This is a genomic window from Streptomyces sp. NPDC018693, from assembly GCF_044391385.1.
Lineage (GTDB): Bacteria > Actinomycetota > Actinomycetes > Streptomycetales > Streptomycetaceae > Streptomyces.
This window is the reverse complement of record NZ_JBIRZZ010000009.1, coordinates 135,380-154,593: the sequence shown is the minus strand read 5'-3', so window position 1 is coordinate 154,593 and position 19,214 is coordinate 135,380. Positions and strand designations below refer to the sequence as shown.

General features: G+C 72.1%; 16 protein-coding genes and 2 pseudogenes. 6 read left to right on the top strand and 12 right to left on the bottom strand.

Annotation, left to right across the window (positions count from 1 at the left end; translation table 11 throughout):
- Positions 1 to 1,632 (bottom strand): hypothetical protein, encoded by a 1,632-nt coding sequence (locus tag ACH5AC_RS23785; protein ID WP_398864052.1) that lies wholly within the window; start codon positions 1,630 to 1,632, stop codon positions 1 to 3.
- Positions 1,633 to 1,750: 118 nt separating this feature from the next.
- Entirely contained in the window at positions 1,751 to 3,136 is a 1,386-nt protein-coding gene (locus ACH5AC_RS23780) for a transcriptional regulator (protein ID WP_398864051.1), read from the bottom strand.
- Between the two features lie 303 nt (positions 3,137 to 3,439).
- Here ACH5AC_RS23780 and ACH5AC_RS23775 point away from each other — a divergent pair, with 303 nt between their 5' ends.
- The 3 genes from ACH5AC_RS23775 to ACH5AC_RS23765 are packed head-to-tail and all read left to right on the top strand — an operon-like array spanning position 3,440 to position 6,485.
- The gene (locus ACH5AC_RS23775; protein ID WP_398864050.1) at positions 3,440 to 4,102 is read left to right on the top strand and encodes a bifunctional DNA primase/polymerase; all 663 of its coding nucleotides are present in this window, start codon (positions 3,440 to 3,442) and stop codon (positions 4,100 to 4,102) included.
- 26 nt (positions 4,103 to 4,128) lie between these two features.
- Positions 4,129 to 4,899 carry an ABC transporter ATP-binding protein gene (locus ACH5AC_RS23770; RefSeq protein ID WP_398864049.1) on the top strand — a complete coding sequence of 257 codons (771 nt, stop codon included), beginning with the start codon at positions 4,129 to 4,131 and terminating at the stop codon, positions 4,897 to 4,899.
- The gene (locus tag ACH5AC_RS23765; RefSeq protein WP_398864048.1) at positions 4,896 to 6,485 is read left to right on the top strand and encodes a transporter; all 1,590 of its coding nucleotides are present in this window, start codon (positions 4,896 to 4,898) and stop codon (positions 6,483 to 6,485) included. Before ACH5AC_RS23770 ends, ACH5AC_RS23765 begins: the two co-directional genes overlap by 4 nt.
- Positions 6,486 to 6,533: 48 nt before the next feature.
- On the opposite strand, the gene ACH5AC_RS23760 is transcribed toward ACH5AC_RS23765, so the two are convergent.
- Together ACH5AC_RS23760 and ACH5AC_RS23755 are read right to left on the bottom strand one after the other, a co-directional pair.
- Positions 6,534 to 7,442 carry an alpha/beta fold hydrolase gene (locus ACH5AC_RS23760; protein ID WP_398864047.1) on the bottom strand — a complete coding sequence of 303 codons (909 nt, stop codon included), beginning with the start codon at positions 7,440 to 7,442 and terminating at the stop codon, positions 6,534 to 6,536.
- Between the two features lie 443 nt (positions 7,443 to 7,885).
- On the bottom strand, positions 7,886 to 8,578 hold the full coding sequence (locus ACH5AC_RS23755; RefSeq protein ID WP_366835514.1) for a metal-dependent transcriptional regulator: 693 nt from the start codon (positions 8,576 to 8,578) through the stop codon (positions 7,886 to 7,888).
- Between the two features lie 320 nt (positions 8,579 to 8,898).
- On the opposite strand from ACH5AC_RS23755, the gene ACH5AC_RS23750 reads away from it, so the two are divergent.
- Positions 8,899 to 9,654 (top strand): SIS domain-containing protein, encoded by a 756-nt coding sequence (locus ACH5AC_RS23750; protein WP_398864046.1) that lies wholly within the window; start codon positions 8,899 to 8,901, stop codon positions 9,652 to 9,654.
- Positions 9,655 to 9,671: 17 nt separating this feature from the next.
- Here ACH5AC_RS23750 and ACH5AC_RS23745 read toward each other — a convergent pair whose 3' ends face one another.
- From ACH5AC_RS23745 to ACH5AC_RS23735, 3 genes and pseudogenes are all read right to left on the bottom strand, one after another.
- Positions 9,672 to 11,102, bottom strand: a complete 1,431-nt coding sequence (locus ACH5AC_RS23745; protein ID WP_398864045.1) for a PAS domain-containing protein — start codon at positions 11,100 to 11,102, stop codon at positions 9,672 to 9,674.
- Between the two features lie 159 nt (positions 11,103 to 11,261).
- Positions 11,262 to 11,711 carry a GNAT family N-acetyltransferase gene (locus ACH5AC_RS23740; RefSeq protein WP_398864043.1) on the bottom strand — a complete coding sequence of 150 codons (450 nt, stop codon included), beginning with the start codon at positions 11,709 to 11,711 and terminating at the stop codon, positions 11,262 to 11,264.
- Between the two features lie 31 nt (positions 11,712 to 11,742).
- Positions 11,743 to 11,930, bottom strand: a pseudogene (locus ACH5AC_RS23735) (RidA family protein); the annotation flags it as partial.
- Between the two features lie 689 nt (positions 11,931 to 12,619).
- On the opposite strand from ACH5AC_RS23735, the gene ACH5AC_RS23730 reads away from it, so the two are divergent.
- Positions 12,620 to 13,648 carry an isopenicillin N synthase family dioxygenase gene (locus ACH5AC_RS23730; protein WP_398864042.1) on the top strand — a complete coding sequence of 343 codons (1,029 nt, stop codon included), beginning with the start codon at positions 12,620 to 12,622 and terminating at the stop codon, positions 13,646 to 13,648.
- Between the two features lie 15 nt (positions 13,649 to 13,663).
- On the opposite strand, the pseudogene ACH5AC_RS23725 reads toward ACH5AC_RS23730, so the two are convergent.
- Positions 13,664 to 14,766: pseudogene (locus ACH5AC_RS23725) on the bottom strand (citrate synthase 2).
- A gap of 246 nt (positions 14,767 to 15,012) precedes the next feature.
- Here ACH5AC_RS23725 and pdxH point away from each other — a divergent pair.
- Positions 15,013 to 15,735: a pyridoxamine 5'-phosphate oxidase gene (gene pdxH / locus ACH5AC_RS23720; protein ID WP_398864041.1), complete on the top strand. Its 723-nt coding sequence runs from the start codon at positions 15,013 to 15,015 to the stop codon at positions 15,733 to 15,735.
- Positions 15,736 to 15,750: 15 nt separating this feature from the next.
- Here the strand turns inward: pdxH and ACH5AC_RS23715 are convergent, their stop codons facing one another.
- From ACH5AC_RS23715 to ACH5AC_RS23700, 4 genes are read right to left on the bottom strand one after another with little or no spacing between them, the layout of a single operon-like run.
- Entirely contained in the window at positions 15,751 to 16,293 is a 543-nt protein-coding gene (locus ACH5AC_RS23715) for a hypothetical protein (RefSeq protein ID WP_398864040.1), read from the bottom strand.
- Positions 16,293 to 16,916: a TetR/AcrR family transcriptional regulator gene (locus ACH5AC_RS23710; RefSeq protein WP_398864039.1), complete on the bottom strand. Its 624-nt coding sequence runs from the start codon at positions 16,914 to 16,916 to the stop codon at positions 16,293 to 16,295. Before ACH5AC_RS23710 ends, ACH5AC_RS23715 begins: the two co-directional genes overlap by 1 nt.
- On the bottom strand, positions 16,904 to 17,638 hold the full coding sequence (locus ACH5AC_RS23705; protein WP_398864038.1) for an enoyl-CoA hydratase family protein: 735 nt from the start codon (positions 17,636 to 17,638) through the stop codon (positions 16,904 to 16,906). Before ACH5AC_RS23705 ends, ACH5AC_RS23710 begins: the two co-directional genes overlap by 13 nt.
- Entirely contained in the window at positions 17,635 to 19,194 is a 1,560-nt protein-coding gene (locus ACH5AC_RS23700) for a 4-coumarate--CoA ligase family protein (RefSeq protein WP_398864037.1), read from the bottom strand. The genes ACH5AC_RS23705 and ACH5AC_RS23700 overlap by 4 nt, the downstream gene beginning before the upstream one ends.
- Between the last annotated feature and the right edge of the window lie 20 nt (positions 19,195 to 19,214).

Here is a 19,214-nt window from a genome sequence, read left to right as displayed (position 1 = left end):
CTAGAGCTGGACGGGCTGGCGCTCGGTCAGGCCGTACGTCCTGGCAATGCTGTTCCACAGCGGGGCGGCCGCCTTCTTCTGGTTGGTGGCGGTGCCGCTCGCCCGGTTGCCCGCCTGGGTCTCCGCCGTCCCCCGCGCCTGGCCCTTCTTGCAGAGGTCCTTCTTCCGCGCGGCGACCTGGTCCGCCCAGGCCGCGTAGTGGTCGTCGGCGGACGCGGACGCCTGCCACGCCTTGGTGAGGGCGCTGGTCAGCGCGGCATGGTCGGGCAGCTTGTCGACGGACAGGCCGTTCAGCCGGGTGACCAGGTCGTTGCGCTGCTGGGCGGCGGCCCGCAGGTCGGCGGCGGCCTGCCTGAGATTGGTGCACGCCTTGACGTCGGCCACGGCCTTGATCACGCTCGCCCGGCTGTTGCCGCTGTCCGCGAGCAGCTTGTCCAGGGCGATCGCCTGCTGCTCGGCCTCGTCGACGGTCGCCGACGGGGAGGGCGACTCCTCGGCGGGCAGCGACGCGGCGACGGTCTTGTCGCCGGCCTTGTCGTCACCGCCGCCCCCGCCGCCCATCAGTGCGCCCGCGCCGATGCCGACGACGGCGATCGCGACACCGACCGCCGCGATCAGCGGCACCCGGGAGCCGGTGCGGCCACCGCCGCGGCGGCCGCCGTGGTCGTCGACGTCGTCGTGCACGGCGCGGCGCGCGGAGGGCGGGATGAAGGAAGGCTGCGACGGGCCGCCGTAGCCGGCGTTCTCGGGTTCGGAGAAGCGCGGCATCTGCTGGGTGGAGGCGGCGGGCGGCTCCCCGCCGCCCGGCCCGCTGCGGAAGAGGCTCTCGAACTCGGCGGGCGTCTGCCGCCCGGCGGTCCCACCGGTGACCGGCGGTATGTACTGGGTCGCGTCGGCGTCGGAGCCGCCCGGGGCTGCCTGCGCGTGGGCGCCGGCGCCCAGGTACGTCGTCGCCTCCGCGGGACTCTCGGGCGGCAGCGCGCCCGGGGCGACCGGAGGCAGGTACTGGGTCGCACCCTCGTCACCCCGCGCGGCGACCGGCGGGATGTACTGCGTGGCGCCGTCCAGGGGGCCCTGCCCGGTCGGCTGACCACCGGTCACCGGGGGAATGTACTGGGTCGCGCCCTCGTCGGCAGCGGGCGGCATCGGCACACCGGCCCCACCGGTCACGCCACTCCCGTACGACGGCTGCGGTGCGCTCTGTCCGTACGACGGCTGCGGTGCGCTCTCGGGAGGCAGCGGGCCGGGGCCGCCCTGCTGGGACGGGCCCCACTGCTGGTCGGCCGGCAGCGGCCAGCCGCCCTGCTGCTCGGGTCCCCACGGCTGGCCCCAGGTCTGGCCGGTCGCGGGCTGCGGCCCGGCGCCGTGACCGGGCTGGCCGGCGCCGTGACCGGCCTGCGGGCCGCCGTACGAGACGTCGTGCGAGCCGTCGTACGGTCCGGGCTGTGGGCCCGCTCCCGCTGCATAGCCGCCGTCGTTGTAGCCGGCGTGGTCACGGCCGCCGTAGCCTGGCGGGCCCTGAGGGTCGCCCGTCATGCCCGGCAGCAGAGGTTCGCCACCGTCGGAGGGCAGCACGATGCCTTCGCGCGCGGGTCGCGCCGAGGGCTCCTCGCCCTGTCCACTCTGCGTCACCGGGACTCCTACTAATGGGGGACCTTCGGAATCGTCGGCTCACGCTACCGGGTCCCCCAAAGACCGTGCCACGCAGCTCAGGACTTGACGCACCTCCCTGTGACCTCGCTGACAGCCCTCACGCCGCGGTCTGCAACTCCAGCCGCGCCCCGAACTCCCGTACCACCGCCTCCTCACGGAAGGGCTCCAGCCGCTGCTGGAGGTCCTCCAGATACTCGGCGCCCCGGTTGGAACGCAGTGTCTCCAGCAGTTCCACAGCCTTCAGGCCGCTGTGGCACGCCTGCTCGACCTCACGCTGCTGGACCTGAGCGGTGGCGAGGAGGACGTACCCGATGGCCCGCCGCCGGGCCCGGGACTCGGGGTGCCCGGCCAGGGACTGCTCGGCGCACCGCGCCGCCGCCTCGGCCTCCCCCAGGTCACGGTGGCAGTGCGCCAACTCGTCGGCGAGATACGCCTCGTCGAAGTGCGCGATCCACTCCGGGTCGTCCCCGGACGCCGGATCGGCCGCCTCCAGCGCCGCGACCGCCCGCCCGGAGGAGAACTGCGCCGCCCGCGCGTCACCCATCAGCGCATGCCCCCGCGCCTCCGCGGCATGGAACATCGACTCCGCGCGCGGGGTCACGCGCCCACGCGCCCCCTCCTGCGCCGCGCGCGCCAACTGCGCGATCTCCCGCGGGTTCCCGAGCTGCGCGGCGAGATGGCTCATGGACGCGGCGAGCACATAGCCGCCGTACCCGCGGTCACCCGCGGCCTGGGCGAGGCGCAGGGCCTGGATGTAGTACCGCTGGGCCAGGCCCGGTTGGCCGGTGTCGACGGCCATGTACCCGGCGAGTTCGGTGAGTCGGGCGACCGCGGCGAACAGATCACGGCCGACCGCCTCCCGGTAGGAGCCCGCCAGCAGTCCGGCCACGACACTGTTGAGGTAGTGCACGACGACCGGACGCACATGCCCGCTGCCGTACTGGTGGTCGAGGTCGACCAGCGCCTGCGTCATGGCCCGTACGGCCGCCACGTCGGACTGCCCGACCCGCGGGCCCGCCGAGCGCGCCACCTGCGCGTCCGGCGCCGAGATCAGCCAGTCACGGCTGGGCTCGACCAGCGCGGACGCGGCGACGGACGACCCCGACAGGAAGTCCCGGCGCCCCACGTCGCTGCGCCACAGCTCGCAGACCTGCTCGATGGCCCCCAGTACCGTCGGCGAGAACTGGAGACCCACACCCGACGCGAGATTCTTGCCGTTGGCCATGCCGATCTCGTCGATCGTGACCGTACGGCCTAGTTTGCGGCCCAGCGCCTCGGCGATGATCGCCGGTGCGCGGCCCCGCGGCTGCTGACCGCGCAGCCAGCGGGCCACGGACGTCTTGTCGTAGCGCAGGTCGAGTCCGTGTTCGGCACCGCACATGTTGACGCGGCGTGCGAGCCCGGCGTTCGAGCACCCGGCTTCCTGGATGAGCGCCTGCAGCCGTTCGTTCGGCTGCCGCGCCACAAGCGGCCTTGCGGCCATGGCATAACCCCCTGCGAGCCTCTGAAGCGAATGGATCCGGTGGAGCGAGAAGATCCGGTGGAAAGGATCTGGTGGAGCGAGAAGATCCGGCCGTGAAGATCAATGCCCCGCGGACATGACGAAAATGCGAGGCATGCGAGGATTGCCGGAGTGGCGGCGGTGCCGACCCCCCTCCTGACTACCCCCTCCCGCTCCCGTTCCTGCCGCGCGCCCCCGCGCGTGCACCCATGCGCCCCGGACGCTGAATCGATGCTCCTCCCCCGCGCACGCGCGCGGGCGTAACCCCTGGTGACCGCCAGAGTTGTGCTCATCGTGGAACAGACCATCGCGGGCACCGAAGCCGCTCAGATCCCGAAGCAGCGCGGCGAATCGCTGCTGGAGACCGCCGTCCGTTACGCCGAGGAGCGCCACTGGGACGTCTTCCCCGGCACCTTTCTGGAAGCCGTCGAAGGAGTGCAACGCTGCTCCTGCGAAGACGCGGCGTGTCCCGCGCCCGGGGCTCATCCCGCCCGCTCCGACTGGGCGACGCAGGCCACCGGCAGCGCGACCGTCGCGCGCCGGATGTGGCAGAAGCAGCCGACCGCGTCGATCCTGCTGCCGACCGGGCGTACGTTCGACGCGATTTCCGTGCCGGAGACGGCGGGGTTCCTGGCGCTGGCACGCATGGAGCGGATGGAACTGACGCTCGGTCCGGTGACGTTGTCCCCGGAGCGGCGGATGCACTTCTTCGTGTTGCCGGGTGCCGCTGTGAAGATTCCCGATCTGGTGCGAAACCTCGGCTGGTCGTTGTCCTCGCTCGATCTGACGGCGCTGGGCGAGGGCGCGTATGTCGCGGCCCCTCCGACGCGTTTCGGGTCCCGTGGCGCCGTGCAGTGGGCGCGCCGGCCGACGCAGGCGAACCGGTGGCTGCCGGACGCGGAGGAACTGATCTCGCCGCTCGCCTATGCCTGCGGCAGGGACCGGTAAACAGCCGTAGGCGTAGGTTGGCGTGCATGACGTCGGCCGTGTGTGTGCGTGGGCTCTGGAAGCGGTTCGGGCAGCAGGTTGCCGTGGCCGGGATCGACATAGACCTGCCCGCAGGCCAGTTCATCGGCCTCGTCGGGCCGAACGGGGCCGGGAAGACCACCACCCTCTCCATGGTGACCGGGCTGCTCCGGCCCGACGCGGGGTCGGTCGAGGTCGTCGGGCATGACGTGTGGCGGGATCCCGTGGCCGTGAAGGCGCGGATCGGGGTGCTGCCGGAGGGGCTGCGGCTGTTCGAGCGGCTGTCGGGGCGGGAACTGCTCGGCTACACGGGGCGGCTGCGCGGGCTGGACGGGGACGAGGTCGACAGGCGGGCCACCCAGCTGCTGGACGTACTCGATCTGGCCGGCGCCCAGCACAAACTCGTCGTGGACTACTCGACCGGCATGCGCAAGAAGATCGGGCTCGCGGCGGCGCTGCTGCACAACCCCGAAGTGCTGTTCCTCGACGAGCCGTTCGAGGGCGTCGACCCGGTGTCCGCGCAGACCATCCGGGGCGTCCTGGAGCGGTACACCGCCTCCGGCGCGACCGTCGTCTTCTCCTCCCACGTCATGGAACTCGTCGAGTCGCTGTGCGACTGGGTCGCGGTGATGGCGGCCGGACGGATCCGCGCCCAGGGGCCGCTGGATGAGGTCCGGGGGGACGCGCCCTCGCTGCAGCGGGCGTTCCTGGAACTGGTGGGCGCGCAGGGCCGCGACGCCGGATCCGACCTGGACTGGCTGGGCGGCGGCGCCCGATGAGCTCCCCGACCGTCACCATCGCACGGCTGAAACTGTCGCTCCTGCGCAACGGACTGCGCCAGTCCGGCGGACGACGGGCCGCGTACGTCGCCTCCGCCGCCCTCGCCCTCCTGTTCGCCGCGCTCCAGCTGATCGGCCTGATCGCGCTGCGCGGACACGCCCACGCCGCGTCCCTGGTGGTGCTGCTGGCGGCGGTGCTGGGGCTGGGATGGGCGGTGATGCCGCTGTTCTTCCCGGGCGGCGACGAGACCCTGGACCCCACCCGGCTGGTCATGCTCCCGCTGCGGCCACGCCCCCTGGTACGCGCCCTGCTCGCCGCCTCGCTCGTCGGCATCGGCCCGCTGTTCACCGTACTGCTGCTGGCCGGATCGGTGGCGGCCGTGGCGCACGGAGCGGTCGCGTACGTCGTCGGTGTCGTCTCCGTCGTCCTCGGACTGCTGGTGTGCGTGGCGCTCGCCCGCACCATGGCCACCGCCAACATCCGGCTGTTGACCAGCAGACGGGGCCGCGACCTGGCGGTACTGAGCGGACTGCTCATCGCGGTCGGCGCGCAGGTCGTCAACTTCGGCGTGCAGCGGCTCGGTTCGTCCGGGCTGGGGCAGCTGGACCCGGCGGCGGAGGTGCTGCGGTGGGTGCCGCCGGCGGCGGCGATCGGCGCGGCGGACGCGGCGAGCGAGGGCTCGTACGGCGTCGCCTTCCTGCAACTGCTGTTGTGCGGCGGGGCGTTGGCGACCTTGTTGTGGATGTGGGCCCGCAGCCTGACTCGTCTGATGACCTCCCCCGACGGATCCACCCTCCAGGCCACCGACCCACGCGCCCGGGCCCGTCGGCGCTCCAGGGGCCTCGCCCGGCTACTGCCCACCGGCCGCACCGGGACCGTCATGGAACGCAGCCTGCGCTACGTATGGCGCGACCCGAAGACAAAGGCGGCCTGGGTCACCTCCCTCGCCATCGGCCTGATCGTCCCGCTCTTCAACGCCCTCCAGGGCACCGGCTCGATCTACTTCGCCTGCTTCGCCGCCGGGATGCTCGGCATCCAGATGTACAACCAGTTCGGGCAGGACACGTCCGCGTTCTGGATGGTCGCCATGACCATCTCCTCACCCCGGGACGCCTACGTCGAACTACGCGCCCGCGCCCTGGCCCTGCTGACGATCACCCTCCCCTACGCCACCCTCGTGACCGTCCTGACCACCGCACTCCTCGGCGACTGGCCGAAGCTCCCCGAGGTCCTCGGCCTCTCCTTCGCCCTGCTCGGCGCCATGCTCGCCACCGGCGCCTGGACCTCCGCCCGCTTCCCCTACTCCATCCCCCAGGAGGGCCACAAGAACGTCGCCCCCGGCCAGGCCGGCCTCGCCTGGATCTCCATCTTCGGCGGCATGCTCTCCGCCGCCCTGCTCTGCGCCCCGGTCATCACGGCGACGATCTGGCTGAACGTGAGCGCGGGCGGCGACACGTGGACCTGGCTCCTGCTGCCGGGGTGCGCGGCGTACGGGGCGGGGCTGACGTGGCTGGGGCTACGACTGGCGGCACCGAGAACGGCGGAACGGCTGCCGGAGATCTTGGCGGCGGTGAGCAAGGGCTAGGGAACTTTTTCAACAAAGGGTCGGTGAAGCGGGGGCGCGGGGTGCGCTTCACTCGCCGAGCACCGCGTCAAGGAACGGTTCCACGGCCATCCGCCAAGCCACCGGCTGGTCGTAGTGGACGAGGTGCCCGGCGTCAGCGACCTCCGCGTACTCGCCGCGCGGGAGCACCCGCACCATCTCCTGGGCCTCGGCCCGGCCCAGCTCCCCGTCCAGGCCGCGCAGCACGAGGGCCGGGCACTGGACCTGGGTGAGCTCCTCCCAGTGGGCGTCGTAGACCCAGGTCTCGCGGGAGCGGAGCATCTGCTCGGGTTCGAAGACGGGGCGCCAGCCGTCGGGGGACTCCTGCATGATCTCGGCGTAGAAGGCGCCGCGGGAGGGGTTGGGGCGCTCCACCCAGGGGTCGTCCTCGCCGAACCACTTGCGGACGTCGGCGAGGGTGGCGAAGGGCACGGGCCAGGACTTGAACCAGTCGGCCCATTCGCGCTGGGAGGCGGCCCCCAGGGCGGAGGCCCGCATGTCGGAGATGACCAGGCCGCGGACGAGGTCTGGGCGTTTCGCGGCGAGCTGCCAGGCGGTGAGGGCGCCCATGGCGTGGCCGATGAGGACGGCGGGGGCGAGGCCGAGCTGTTCGAGTGCGGCTTCCGCGTCCTCGACGTATGCCTCGCGGGTGAAGGCGGCCTGTGGGGGCTTCTCGCTCTGGCCGTGGCCCCGCTGGTCGAGGGCTACGGCGCGGTGGCGTTCGGAGATCCAGCGGGCGGTGGACGCCCAGTGGGAGGCGCGCCCCATCAGGCCGTGCAGTAACAGGACGCCGGGGGTGCGGTGACCGGGGTCATCGTCCTGTGCCGGGGCCGGCTGATCGGACACCGGCTGGTCCGGCATCGGTTTGGGCGGGTCCCCGAACTCCCAGGCCGCCAGGCGTACGCCGCCCGCCCCGGTCACGTCGATGCGTCGCGCCATTGGTACTGGCACCCCCTGGCTTCGCTCGGGCCGCTGCCCACACTCACGCGTACTGGTGCTCTTGCTGCTCTCGCGTCATGCGCGGATTCACCCGCAGATTATCGAACCCGTATTCGAAATACGCCCTCGCGCCAGCCAACACCCCTCGTTCGAGTGACAGCACTCAAGGAATGATCGCCGCTGCCAAGGGGAGATCTTCTGCGGGAGGCGGACCGCTCGGGGAAACCGGTCCGAGGGGAATGACCCTGAGAGCTCGGGGCTCCGGGTCAGCACAGGGGAGGACAGGCCCCGGCGCCGCGCGGCGCCGGGGCCCTCCGCTCGTCTGCGGCACATCATCCCGCCCCGCCCCCTCAGGTCAGACGCCTCAGCGACAGAGTGGCACGAGACGCGGCGCGGCGCTGCGGTTTCCCGCCGACGACTTACCGGACCGATTTCCGGACAGGTCAGCGCTTGGCGACGAACACATGGGAGGCGACGTCCGCCGCCAGCTCGGCGGCCTCGCCACCACTGCCGACCAGCACCCCGCCGGCCGACTCCGTCACGCTCACCACCGAACCGGGCTGCACACCGGCGCGCCGCAGCGTGTACATCAGCTGGGCATCCGTCTGGATCGGCTCGCCGATACGGCGTACGACGACCGTCTTGCCCTCCGCGCCCGGGTCGAGGTCGGCCAGCGAGACCATGCCCTCGTCGAGGAACGGGTCGGCGCCGTCCTTCTCGCCGAGCTCCTCCAGGCCGGGGATCGGGTTGCCGTACGGCGACTCGGTGGGGTGGCGCAGCAGCTCCAGGACGCGCCGCTCGACGGCCTCGCTCATCACGTGCTCCCAGCGGCACGCCTCGGCGTGCACCTGCTCCCACTCCAGGCCGATCACGTCGACGAGGAGGCACTCGGCGAGGCGGTGCTTGCGCATCACGCGGGTCGCGAGGCGGCGGCCCTCGTCGGTCAGCTCCAGATGACGGTCGCTGGCGACCGACACCAGGCCGTCGCGCTCCATGCGCGCGACCGTCTGGCTGACCGTCGGCCCGCTCTGGTCGAGCCGCTCGGCGATACGGGCGCGCATGGGGACGACACCCTCCTCCTCCAGCTCGAGGATGGTGCGGAGATACATCTCCGTCGTGTCGATCAGTCCGGACATGTGTGCCCCTCGATGAGATCTTCCGGAGGCTCGGTGGCTCTCCGGCGATACGCGTGCGCTGGCCCTGACGTCAATTCTGCCGGATGGCACCGACAACCGTGCCGCGCGGACGAAACAGCCGGATTTCCGGAGGGCGGCCAGCGACGGCGGCCGAGCCCTCCGCGCCGTATTGACACCGCACTGGTCCAGACCGCACGGTGATCCGCGACAGTGATCCGTGACGGCGGTCCGTGACAGCGGTCCGTGACAGCGGTCCGTGACAGCGATCCGCACGGTGATCCGTCGGCACGGACACCGGACACGGCGAAGGGGCCTCTCGGATGAGTGACCGTACGCTCGGCGACCAGTTCTTCGACGCGGCGATCGGCCTGCTGCGCAGGGCCCGCGACGAGGAGGCCGACCGCATCGAGGCCGCCGGCACCCTGCTCGCCGACACCGTCGCCGCCGGCGGCCGCCTGTTCGCCTTCGGCGCCGGGCACTCCTCCCTCGCCGCCCAGGACGTCGTCTACCGCGCGGGCGGCCTCGCCCTGATGAACCTGCTCGCCGTCCCCGGCGTCGTCGGCGTCGACGTCACCCCGGCCACCCTCGGCTCGGCCCTCGAACGCGTCGACGGCCTGGCCGCCGCCGTCCTGGACACCTCACCCGTCCGCGCCGGCGACGCCCTCGTGATCATCTCCCTGTCGGGCCGCAACCCCCTGCCCGTCGAGATGGCCCTGCACGCCCGCGCCCTCGGCGCCAAGGTCATCGGCGTCACCTCGGTGGCGTACGCGACCGAGACCACGTCACGGCACGCCACCGGCACCTTCCTCAAGGACCACTGCGACATCGTCCTCGACTCGAAGATCGCGGTCGGCGACGCCGAACTCACCCACGAGGCCGTTCCCGCTCCCTTCGCCCCCGCCTCCACGGTCGTCACCACGGCCCTCCTCCAGGCCGTCATGGCCACCGCCGCCGGCCGCCTCGCCGACCGCGGCATCGAACCCCCGCTGCTGCGCTCGGGCAACGTCGACGGCGGCCACGAGTGGAACGGGCGGGTGATGGAGGAGTACCGGGACCGGATCTTCTACCGGCGCTGAGCCCCGCCTCAGCCCCCTCAGCCCTTCTCGCCCGCCTCCACCGCCCCGGCCAGATCCAGCGCCCCCGCGATCCGCAGCGCCACATCCTCCGCGTACGTCGTGTCGGAGCGCTCGAACGCGCTCCGGCCCCGCCCCCGCAGAAACGTCACGACACCGAGCGTGCGACCCCGGCTGCGCAGCACCGCGCACAGGGCGTGCACCGTGTCCTCGGGCCACTGCCGGGCCACCGCCCACTCACGGGACCGCTCCGGCCCGACGCTGCCGCTGCCCGCCCGCACGGAACCGGCCCGGGCCACGCACTGCAGCGCCGGGTGGCCGTCGGCATAGCGCACGGGCAGCCCCGCCTGGCCGGTGAGCGCGGCGGGGCCCGGTCCGCCGGACGGGGTCTCGGCGATCCGTACGAGCCGCAGCGGAGCCGTCCTCGCCTCCCCGTCCGCCGACGGCGCCGCACCCGCCACCCGGTCGATCAGGGCGTGGTCGGCGAACCCGGCCAGCGCGAAGTCCAGGTGAACGGTGACCGCCTCGGCCGGGTCCTCGCACTCGGCTGCCGCGCGGGCGGCCCGGTGCAGCTGATTGGTGCGGAAGCGCAGCACCGACGCCTCCTGCTCGCCCTGCTTGGCCTCGGTGACGTCCTGGAACAGCCAGCCGACACCGAGCGGAACCGGCTCCTCCGCGAGCGGCGAGGCCAGCCGCAGAAAGCCACTGCGCCAGCAGCGCCGCTGCTCGCCCTCCGGCGTGCGCACCCCGACCCACAACTCGGTGAGCGCGGGCGGCGCGCCCTCCGCCAGCACATGCGTGAGCGCGTTCTCCAGCTCCTCCACGCCCTGCGTGAGCAGATCGCCCAGCGGGCGCCCGAGGACCGCCGTACGCCCCGAGCCGAGCGCGCGGGCGGCGTGCGCGTTGACGACGGCGGGGCGCAGGTCGGCGTCGACGAGGACAAGCCCCCAGGAGGCGTCCTCCAGCAGCGCCTCGCTCAGCGCGATGGACCGCTCCAGGTCGATCTGCGCGTGCACCTCGCTGAACGCGCAGTACAGACCGGCCGGTTTGCCGTCCGGCCCGCGCACGGCGGCCGACTGGGTACGGACGAGGACCCGGCCGCCGTCCTTCGTCAGCAGCGCGAACTCGTGCACCTGGCGGCCCGGTGCGTGCATCGCCGCCATCAGCCGCGCCTCGACCTCCCCGGCGTCCGCCTCACGCACCGCCCACCCGGCGAACCCCTGCCGCCCCACCGCCTCGGCGGCACTCCAGCCGAGGATCCGCTCGGCCTCGCGGTTCCAGTGCGTGACCACGCCGTCGGCGTCGAAGGCGCACAGCGCCGCGTCCATCCCGTCGAGCAGCGCCGCGAGCAGATCGGACCCGTCGGAACCGTCCGGGCCACCCCGCTCCGGCGGCTCGGGCTCGTCCGGCCCCAGCTCGTCCGTGGTCCCACTACGCCGGGAAGCACTCACCTGGACCCCCTGCAGGCTCGGCCGCCTTGATTCGGCCTTCCATGGCATTCATCGGCCTTCATGTGCCGTGATTGGCCTTCATTCAACTGGAACGTGACGCAGCCCACACGTGGTTCCCGCAATATTGCAGAGGAATCGTTGCGGACCGCCGTCGCACGCCTACGCCCGGCCGGAGAGCCGCAGGTCGATCCACAGATCACTGCCGCCGTCGAGCACGTACCGCTCCTTCTCGACGAACCCTCGCGCGTGGGCGAAGCGCAGGCCGTCCGTGTTGACGGCGAGCACACAGGTCTCCACCGCCCCCGCACCGGCCACGCGCGCGTACGCAAGCCCGTCCTCGTACAGCGCGGCGCCGTAACCCCGCCGCCGGAACTCGGGCAGCACGCGCGCGATGACGGTCACCACGCCCTCCTCACCCTCCGGCGCGCGCACCGTGGAGCAGCCGACCAGGACGTCACCGGCGTACGCGTTGCACAGCCGATGCCGTGCCGCCCGCTCCCGCACCTCCTCGAGGGCCATCGCGGCGGGCGGCACGATCGCGTTGTGGACGTGCCGCCATTCCCGCAACATCGTTTCGCCTACGACCGGTTCGATACGAAGATCAGTCACCCGAGCAGCCAAACGCGCCCCCGCACGCGCGTCAACGCGTTTCCGGGCGCCGCGCGTACACCTCGACCTCAATCCGCATGCGGGCGTCGGCGAGCCCGCACGCCAGCATCGTCGCGGCCCCGGCCGCACCTCACCGAAGTACCGGCGCAGCACCGGCCAGCACGGCTCGAAGTCGGCACGGTCGGGCAGCATGTACCGCACCCGCACGACGTCGGCGAAGCATTTTGGATACGTCACCGGAGATCTCGTACGTGCCGTCATGCCCAGCGGTAACTGGGCAGGGACGTGGACCGGCCGCGTCTCCGTGCGAGCCAGAGGGCAGCACAGCCTCACGACACCGGTGGGCAGATTCAGCGTCTCCCCATGGAACCTGCAGCTCGTGCAACGGGGCGATGGCTATGGCTATGGCATGCGATCGGAATCGTGGCCGTCAGCATCTCGAAAACCGGTTGATCGGTGACCGACGGGTTCCTAGTGTGGCGGGTACACGAGAAGGGAGGTGGTTCGGCAGATGTATGAAAACCGGACGCGTGAGGTGGCTGCGGGCTAGCAGTCCGTCACCACACCAGTGCGGTGCCGGACCAGTGTGTGAGAGACGCGCACAGCCGGCCCAATCCCAAGCAGTCACCCGGCCCGTGGGCTTGCCGGTACGTCCGGCCGGCTTCTCCTTTTGGAGGACCAAGCCCACGGGTCGTCTGCGTTTTCGGGAGTTCTTGCGGTAGTGCGGCGTGCCACGTACGGAATCTTCGGCGGGGAGTACCCTGTGGGCATGCTTTCGCTCGTTCGACGCCGCCACGTGGACTACGTCCGCGTCACGAGCATGGGCTGTCGACGCTCCATCTGAGCAGTCCGGCCCCTTTTCTCCTCTCTCGCGGTCACCGCCGCCTTACGTTCACAGGGACACACCCATGTCTCAGACCTCGACGTACCCGTCGTACCAGCAACTCCCGATCATCGACCTGTCTCTCGCCGACGGCGGGCCGCAGGCGCGTGCGCGGTTGCGTGCGCAGCTGCACGGTGCCGCACACGACGTCGGTTTCTTCCAGCTCGTGGGGCACGGAGTCAGCGAGGAGGAGACCGCGCGGCTGGTCTCCGCCATGCGGAGGTTCTTCGCGCTGCCCGAGGCCGAGCGGCTCGCGCTCGACAACGTCAACTCGCCGCACTTCCGCGGCTACACGCGCACCGGCGACGAGCGGACCGGTGGCCGGCAGGACTGGCGGGACCAGCTCGACATAGGCGCCGAGCGGCCGGCCCGGGTGCCGGGGCCGGAGGAGCCCGCCTACTGGTGGCTGGAGGGGCCGAACCAGTGGCCCGACTCCCTGCCCGAGCTGCGCACCGCCGCGCTGGCCTGGATGGAGCGGCTGAGCGGTGTCGCCGAGCGGCTGCTGCACGAGCTGCTCGCCTCGATCGGCGCTCCGGCCGACTTCTACGACCCGATCTTCGGGGAGCGGGCGCATCCGCACCTGAAGTTGGTGCGCTACCCGGGGCGGGCCGACGACGGTGCCGAGCAGGGGGTCGGGGCGCACAAGGACTACGGGTTCCTGACGTTGCTGTTGCAGGACCGGGTGGGCGGGCTGCAGGTGCAGCGTGAGGACGGTCTGTTCCATGATGTGCCGCCGCTGGACGGGGCCTTCGTGGTGAACCTGGGTGAGCTGCTCGAGGTGGCGACGAACGGGTATCTCGTCGCCACCCATCACCGGGTGGTGTCGCCGCCGTCGGCCGTGGAGCGGTTCTCGGTGCCGTTCTTCTACAACCCGCGTCTGGACGCCCGGGTGGAGCCGTTGGTGTTCCCGCACGCGTCGGAGGCCCCGGGGGTCACGGCGGACCCGGCGAACCCGCTGTTCGCCGAGTACGGCTACAACGAGCTGAAGGGGAAGCTGCGGGCGCATCCGCTGGTGGCGGAGCGTCATCATGCGGGACTTCTGACTCCGGCGTGATCGGCTCCCGGGCGGTCAGTGGGCGATGTCCCCGTACCCTTCGATCTCCCGCGGGTCGCGCTGTCCGGGTCCCACGTACCGGGCCGACGGCCGTACGAGACGCCCGGTCCGCTTCTGCTCCAGGATGTGCGCCGACCATCCGGCGGTGCGCGCGCACGAGAACATGGACGTGAACATGTGCGCGGGCACTTCCGCGAAGTCGAGGACGATCGCCGCCCAGAACTCGACGTTCGTGGCGAGGACACGGTCGGGGCGGCGGTTGTGGAGTTCTTCGAGGGCGGCCTTCTCCAGGGCCTCGGCGACCTCGTAGCGGGGGGCGCCGAGTTCGCGGGCGGTGCGGCGCAGCACGCGCGCGCGCGGGGGTCTTCCGCGCGGTAGACGCGGTGGCCGAAGCCCATGAGGCGTTCGCCGCGGTCGAGGGACTGCTTGACGTACGCCTCGGCGTCTCCGGTGCGCTCGATCTCCTCGATCATGTGCAGGACGCGGGAGGGGGCGCCGCCGTGCAGGGGGCCGGACATGGCTCCTACGGCGCCGGAGAGGGCGGCGGCGACGTCGGCGCCGGTGGAGGCGATGACGCGGGCGGTGAAGGTGGACGCGTTCATGCCGTGTTCGGCGGCGGAGGTCCAGTAGGCGTCGACGGCGGCGACGTGCTTGGGGTCGGGTTCGCCGCGCCAGCGGATCATGAAGCGTTCGACGACGGACTGGGCCTTGTCGATCTCGCGCTGCGGCACCATGGGCAGGCCCTGGCCGCGGGCGGACTGGGCGACGTAGGAGAGGGCCATGACGGCGGCGCGGGCGAGGTCCTCGCGGGCCTGTTCGGCGTCGATGTCGAGGAGGGGTTTGAGGCCCCAGACGGGGGCGAGCATGGCGAGTGCGGACTGGACGTCGACGCGGATGTCGCCGGAGTGGACGGGGATGGGGAACGGCTCGGCGGGCGGCAGGCCGGGGTTGAAGGCCCCGTCGACGAGCAGGCCCCAGACGTTGCCGAAGGAGACGTGGCCGACCAGGTCCTCGATGTCGACGCCCCGGTAGCGCAGGGCGCCGCCCTCCTTGTCCGGTTCGGCGATCTCCGTCTCGAACGCGACGACTCCCTCGAGTCCGGGTACGAAGTCGGACATCAGGCGGCTCCTCTTGATGTGTGCGACGGGTGGAGGGGGCGTCGGCGGGGTGGGCGTGGTGGGGGCGGCTGGGACGGCGCGCGGTCCCGGGCGGCCACTCCGTACGAATGCCCCGTGCGGTGGTGATGCCCCGTGCGGCTGGCGGTCACCCAACCGGGACGGCATCAGCACGATATCCCCGAGTGCCACTTTTTGGGAGCCCTGCGGCACTGAGTGCCATCGAGGTGGGGTTCGTTGGTCGTTCCGATGCGGCAAGATGACCGCGTGAGCGACCGAGACGCCGTCCCTTTCGATGTCCCTTTCGATCCGGCCAACCATCCGTTGCCCGACCCCGCGTCGATGCGCAAGCAGTACCGGGCCGAGGGCTTCGCCGAGTCCGATCTGGCCGCCACGCCGGTGGAGCAGTTCGCGCGCTGGTTCCGGGAGGCCGCCACGGAGGCGCATCTGTTCGAGCCGAACGCCATGATCGTGTGCACGGCGGACGGTGAAGGCCGTCCCAGCTCCCGTACGGTGCTGCTGAAGCAGTTCGACGAGCGGGGTTTCGTCTTCTACACCAACTACGACTCGCGCAAGGGCCGCGACCTCGCGGAGAACCCGTACGTCTCGTTGCTCTTCCCGTGGCATCCGATGGCCCGGCAGGTCATCGTGCAGGGTGTGGCGCGGCGGACCGGGCGGGACGAGACGGCCACGTACTTCCGCACCCGGCCTCACGGCTCCCAGCTGGGTGCCTGGGCCAGTGCGCAGTCCAGTGTGATCCCCTCCCGCGCGGAGCTCGACGCGTCCTACGCCGAGCTGGCCGCCCGTTATCCCGAGGGCGAGCAGGTCCCGGTGCCGCCGAACTGGGGCGGCTTCCGGGTGGCCCCCCAGACCGTCGAGTTCTGGCAGGGCCGCCTGAACCGCCTGCACGACCGCCTGCGCTATGCGGCGGAGCCGGACGGGAGCTGGCGGGTGGAGCGGCTGAGTCCGTGAGGGGCTCGCTGGGGCTCAGAGCTTGCCCCACAGGTAGGTGGTTCTGTGGCCCCGCAGGGCCCCGGGCAACCGCGCGACAAACTCAGGGCTCAGATCCGGCCAGTCGCGGAACTCGAACCCGAGGTATCCGAAGGCGAAGGGAGCGCTGTCCCAGGCCCAGTCGGGCAAGGGGACGTCCACGGCGCAGGCGGGGCAGCTCAGGTATGCCTCGCCGGTCGCGTACCAGGTGTCGATCGCCCCGCAGAGGTGTGACCAGCTGTCGTCGTCCAGCGGGCTGAGGGCCGTGCAGTGCGGGCAGACGGCGGCTTCCGGCATGTCGGAGCCGCTGTGGAAGGCTTGCCGCCCGGTGCGTACGGTCATGTCGCCGGAGGGCTTCCAGTCCCAGTCCTCGGTCACCGCCCGCTGCCAGTTCGGCCCCGGCAGGTGACCGGCGTTCCCGGTGTGTTCGGGCAGGACAATGCCCGTTGCCACGAGCCACGCGACCGTTTCTTCCGCCAGCCGCGCCGCGTCCTGCGCGCTCGCCTCCAGGTCGACGACGGTCTGGTAGTACGACCCCATCAGCCCAGCGCCTCCTCCAGCAGCGCGGCCCACTGTTCCACCACTCTCTCCCGGCGCTGGGCGTCGTCCGTGAGGAGGTTGGCGAGGCCGAGGCCGCGGGCCATGTCGAGGAGGCCCTGGACGGTTTCTCGGACGCCGGGGCGGGATTCGTCGGCGGCGAGGAGGTCTACGGCTATGCGGTGGGTTTCGCGGCCGACGCGGGCTTCCAGTTCGGTGACGCGGTGGCGCAGCTGGTCCTCGTTGGAGGCGGCGACCCAGAGGTGGAGGGCGGCGCGGAAGAGGGGGCCGGTGTAGAGGTCGACGAGGGCCGCGACCACGGCCCGGCGGTCGTCAGCCGTCGCGCCCTGCGGGAACAGGGCGCGCAGGGCGGTGGAGCGTTCCTCGGCGACGTATTCGACGGCGGCCGTGAAGAGGTCCTCGCGGGTGCGGAAGTGGTGTTGGGCGGCGCCGCGGGAGACGCCGGCGCGTTCGGCGACGACGGTCACGGTGGAGCCGGCCCAGCCGTGTTCGGCGAGGCAGGCCACGGCGGCCTCCAGGAGCCGCTGCCGGGTGGCGCGGCTGCGGTCCTGTTTGGGGACGCGCTCCAGGCGGTCCATGCGGTCCTCTGTGGTCACAGCGCCCATGGGGGATCCCGTCTTTCAAGGAAGGCCGTCATGCCTTCGCGGGCCTGCGCGGAGGCGAACAGCCGTGCCGAGAGCGCGGTGAGGTCGGCCGCGTCCCGGTCGAATGCCTCCAGCACCCTAGCCGTGAGCAGCCGTTTCGTCTCGGTCAGGGCGTCGGGTGCGGATCGGCGCAGGCCGTCCAGCATGGGGTGGAGTACGGCGTCCACGTCGTCGCCGGTGGCCGTGAGCAGGCCGATGCGCAGGGCCTCGGCCGCGTCGAAGGGTTCGCCGGTGAGGTAGTAGCGGGTGAGGGCGCGCGGGTCGGTGCGCGGGAGCACGGGCAGGGAGATGACGGCGGGGGCGACGCCGATGCGGACTTCCGTGAAGGCGAACGACGCCGCGTCCGTCGCGGCCGTGATGTCGCAGGCGGCGAGGAGGCCGAGGCCGCCCGCGCGGGTGTGCCCGGTGACGCGGGCGAGGACCGGGCGGGGCAGCTCGACGATCTGCCGGAGGAGGGCCACGAAGGTGTCGGGGTCGGGTGGGTCGCGCAGGTCGGCGCCGGCGCAGAAGGTGTTCCCGGTGTGGGTGAGGACGACGGCGCGGACGTCGGTGTCCTTGGCGCAGTCGGTGAGCGCGTCGGAGAGTTCGCCGACGAGGGCGGCGGAGAGGGCGTTGCGGGTGGTGGGCGAGTCGAGGGTGAGGGTTTCCACGCCGCGGGTGCGGGCGCGGGCGACGAGCGTCATGGGTGCTCCCTGAGCTGCCTGCGGAGGATCTTGCCGGAGACGGCGCGGGGCACGGCGTCGATGAAGGTGACGCGGCGGACGCGCTTGTAGGGGGCGACGCGCTCGGCGACGTACATCATGACCTCTCCTTCGGAGAGGTCGGGCGCGGTGGCCCGGCGGACGATGTGGGCGTGTGGCACTTCGTTGCCCTGGTCGTCGTGGACGCCGATGACGGCGGCGTCGGCGATGCCGGGGTGGGTGAGCAGCAGGGCTTCCAGTTCGGCGGGGGCGACCTGGAAGCCCTTGTACTTGATGAGCTCCTTGACGCGGTCGACGACGAACAGCCAGCCGTCGGTGTCGACGCGTCCGATGTCGCCGGTGTGCAGCCAGCCGTCGGGGTCGATGATCTGGGCGGTGGCGTCGGGGCGGCCCAGGTAGCCCTTCATGATCTGCGGGCCGCGGATGAGGATCTCGCCGGTCTCGCCGGCGCCGAGGTCCTTGCCGGGGTCGTCGAGGGACACGATGCGCATCTCGGTGCCGGCGATGAGTCTGCCGACGGTGCCGGGCGGGGCGTCGCGCATGGCGTCGAGGGGGACGACGTGGGTGCCGGGGGACAGCTCCGTCATGCCGTACGCCTGGCCGACCGGGGGCAGGTCGAGGCGCTGGGAGCAGGCGGCGGCGAGGTCGGCGTCCAGGGGGGCGGCGGCGCTGATGACGTACCGCAGCGACGACAGGTCGTACTGGGCGACCGCCGGGTGCTTGGCGAGGGCGAGCACGATCGGCGGGGCCACGTAGAGGCCGGTGATGCGGTGGTTCTGGATGGCGGCGAGGAAGGTCTCCAGGTCGAAGCGGGGCAGGACGACGACGGTGGCGCCCTTGCGCAGGGGCGCGTTCATCAGGGCGGTGAGCCCGTAGATGTGGAAGAGGGGCAGGACGGCGAGGATGCGGTCGCCGGGGCCGGCGGGGATCGCGGGTTCGAGCTGGGCGAGGTTGGTGGCGATCTGCCGGTGGGTGAGCATCACGCCCTTGGGGGTGCCGGTGGTGCCGGAGGAGTACGGCAGGGCGGCGACGTCCTCGGCCGGGTCGATGTCGGGCTGCGGCTCGGGGGCGCGGGAGGCGAGCATGTCGATCAGCGAGCGGTGTCCGGGCGCGCTGTCGCAGACGAAGATCTCCCCGACGCCGCCCGCGAGTTCGGCCGCCCGGCGGGCGGTCTCCAGCAGGGGCGAGACGGTGACGATCCAGCGGGCCGCGCAGTCGTGGAGTTGCTTGGCGAACTCCTCCGCGGTGGCCAGCGGGTGCACGGTGGCGCCCGCGCGGGTGGCCGCGTAGAACGCGGTGGGGAAGGCGACCGTGTTGGGGCTGTGCAGGGCCAGGACGTCGCCCTTGCGGACCCCGGCATCGGCGAGGGCGGCGGCGAGGCGCCGGTGGAAGCGGTCCACCTGCTCGTACGTGAGCGTGGTGCCGTCGGTGCCGTCGATCAGGGCGGGCCGGTCGCCGAACCCGGCTGCGTGGCCGAGGACGGCTTCGTGGATGGGGAGGTCTACGGCCGGGACGTCTGCGTACTCGCTGCGGAACACGGTTCCTCCTCGCACAACGC

Excerpts from the sequence above, each read along its gene's own strand:
- ACH5AC_RS23730 (WP_398864042.1), top strand. The coding sequence starts at position 12,620 with ATGTCTCAGACCTCGACGTACCCGTCGTACCAGCAACTCCCGATCATC.
- ACH5AC_RS23770 (WP_398864049.1), top strand. The coding sequence starts at position 4,129 with ATGACGTCGGCCGTGTGTGTGCGTGGGCTCTGGAAGCGGTTCGGGCAG.
- ACH5AC_RS23750 (WP_398864046.1), top strand. The coding sequence starts at position 8,899 with ATGAGTGACCGTACGCTCGGCGACCAGTTCTTCGACGCGGCGATCGGC.
- pdxH (WP_398864041.1), top strand. The coding sequence starts at position 15,013 with ATGCGGCAAGATGACCGCGTGAGCGACCGAGACGCCGTCCCTTTCGAT.
- ACH5AC_RS23760 (WP_398864047.1), bottom strand. The coding sequence starts at position 7,442 with ATGGCGCGACGCATCGACGTGACCGGGGCGGGCGGCGTACGCCTGGCG.
- ACH5AC_RS23780 (WP_398864051.1), bottom strand. The coding sequence starts at position 3,136 with ATGGCCGCAAGGCCGCTTGTGGCGCGGCAGCCGAACGAACGGCTGCAG.
- ACH5AC_RS23755 (WP_366835514.1), bottom strand. The coding sequence starts at position 8,578 with ATGTCCGGACTGATCGACACGACGGAGATGTATCTCCGCACCATCCTC.
- ACH5AC_RS23715 (WP_398864040.1), bottom strand. The coding sequence starts at position 16,293 with ATGGGGTCGTACTACCAGACCGTCGTCGACCTGGAGGCGAGCGCGCAG.
- ACH5AC_RS23710 (WP_398864039.1), bottom strand. The coding sequence starts at position 16,916 with ATGGGCGCTGTGACCACAGAGGACCGCATGGACCGCCTGGAGCGCGTC.
- ACH5AC_RS23765 (WP_398864048.1), top strand. The coding sequence starts at position 4,896 with ATGAGCTCCCCGACCGTCACCATCGCACGGCTGAAACTGTCGCTCCTG.
- ACH5AC_RS23705 (WP_398864038.1), bottom strand. The coding sequence starts at position 17,638 with ATGACGCTCGTCGCCCGCGCCCGCACCCGCGGCGTGGAAACCCTCACC.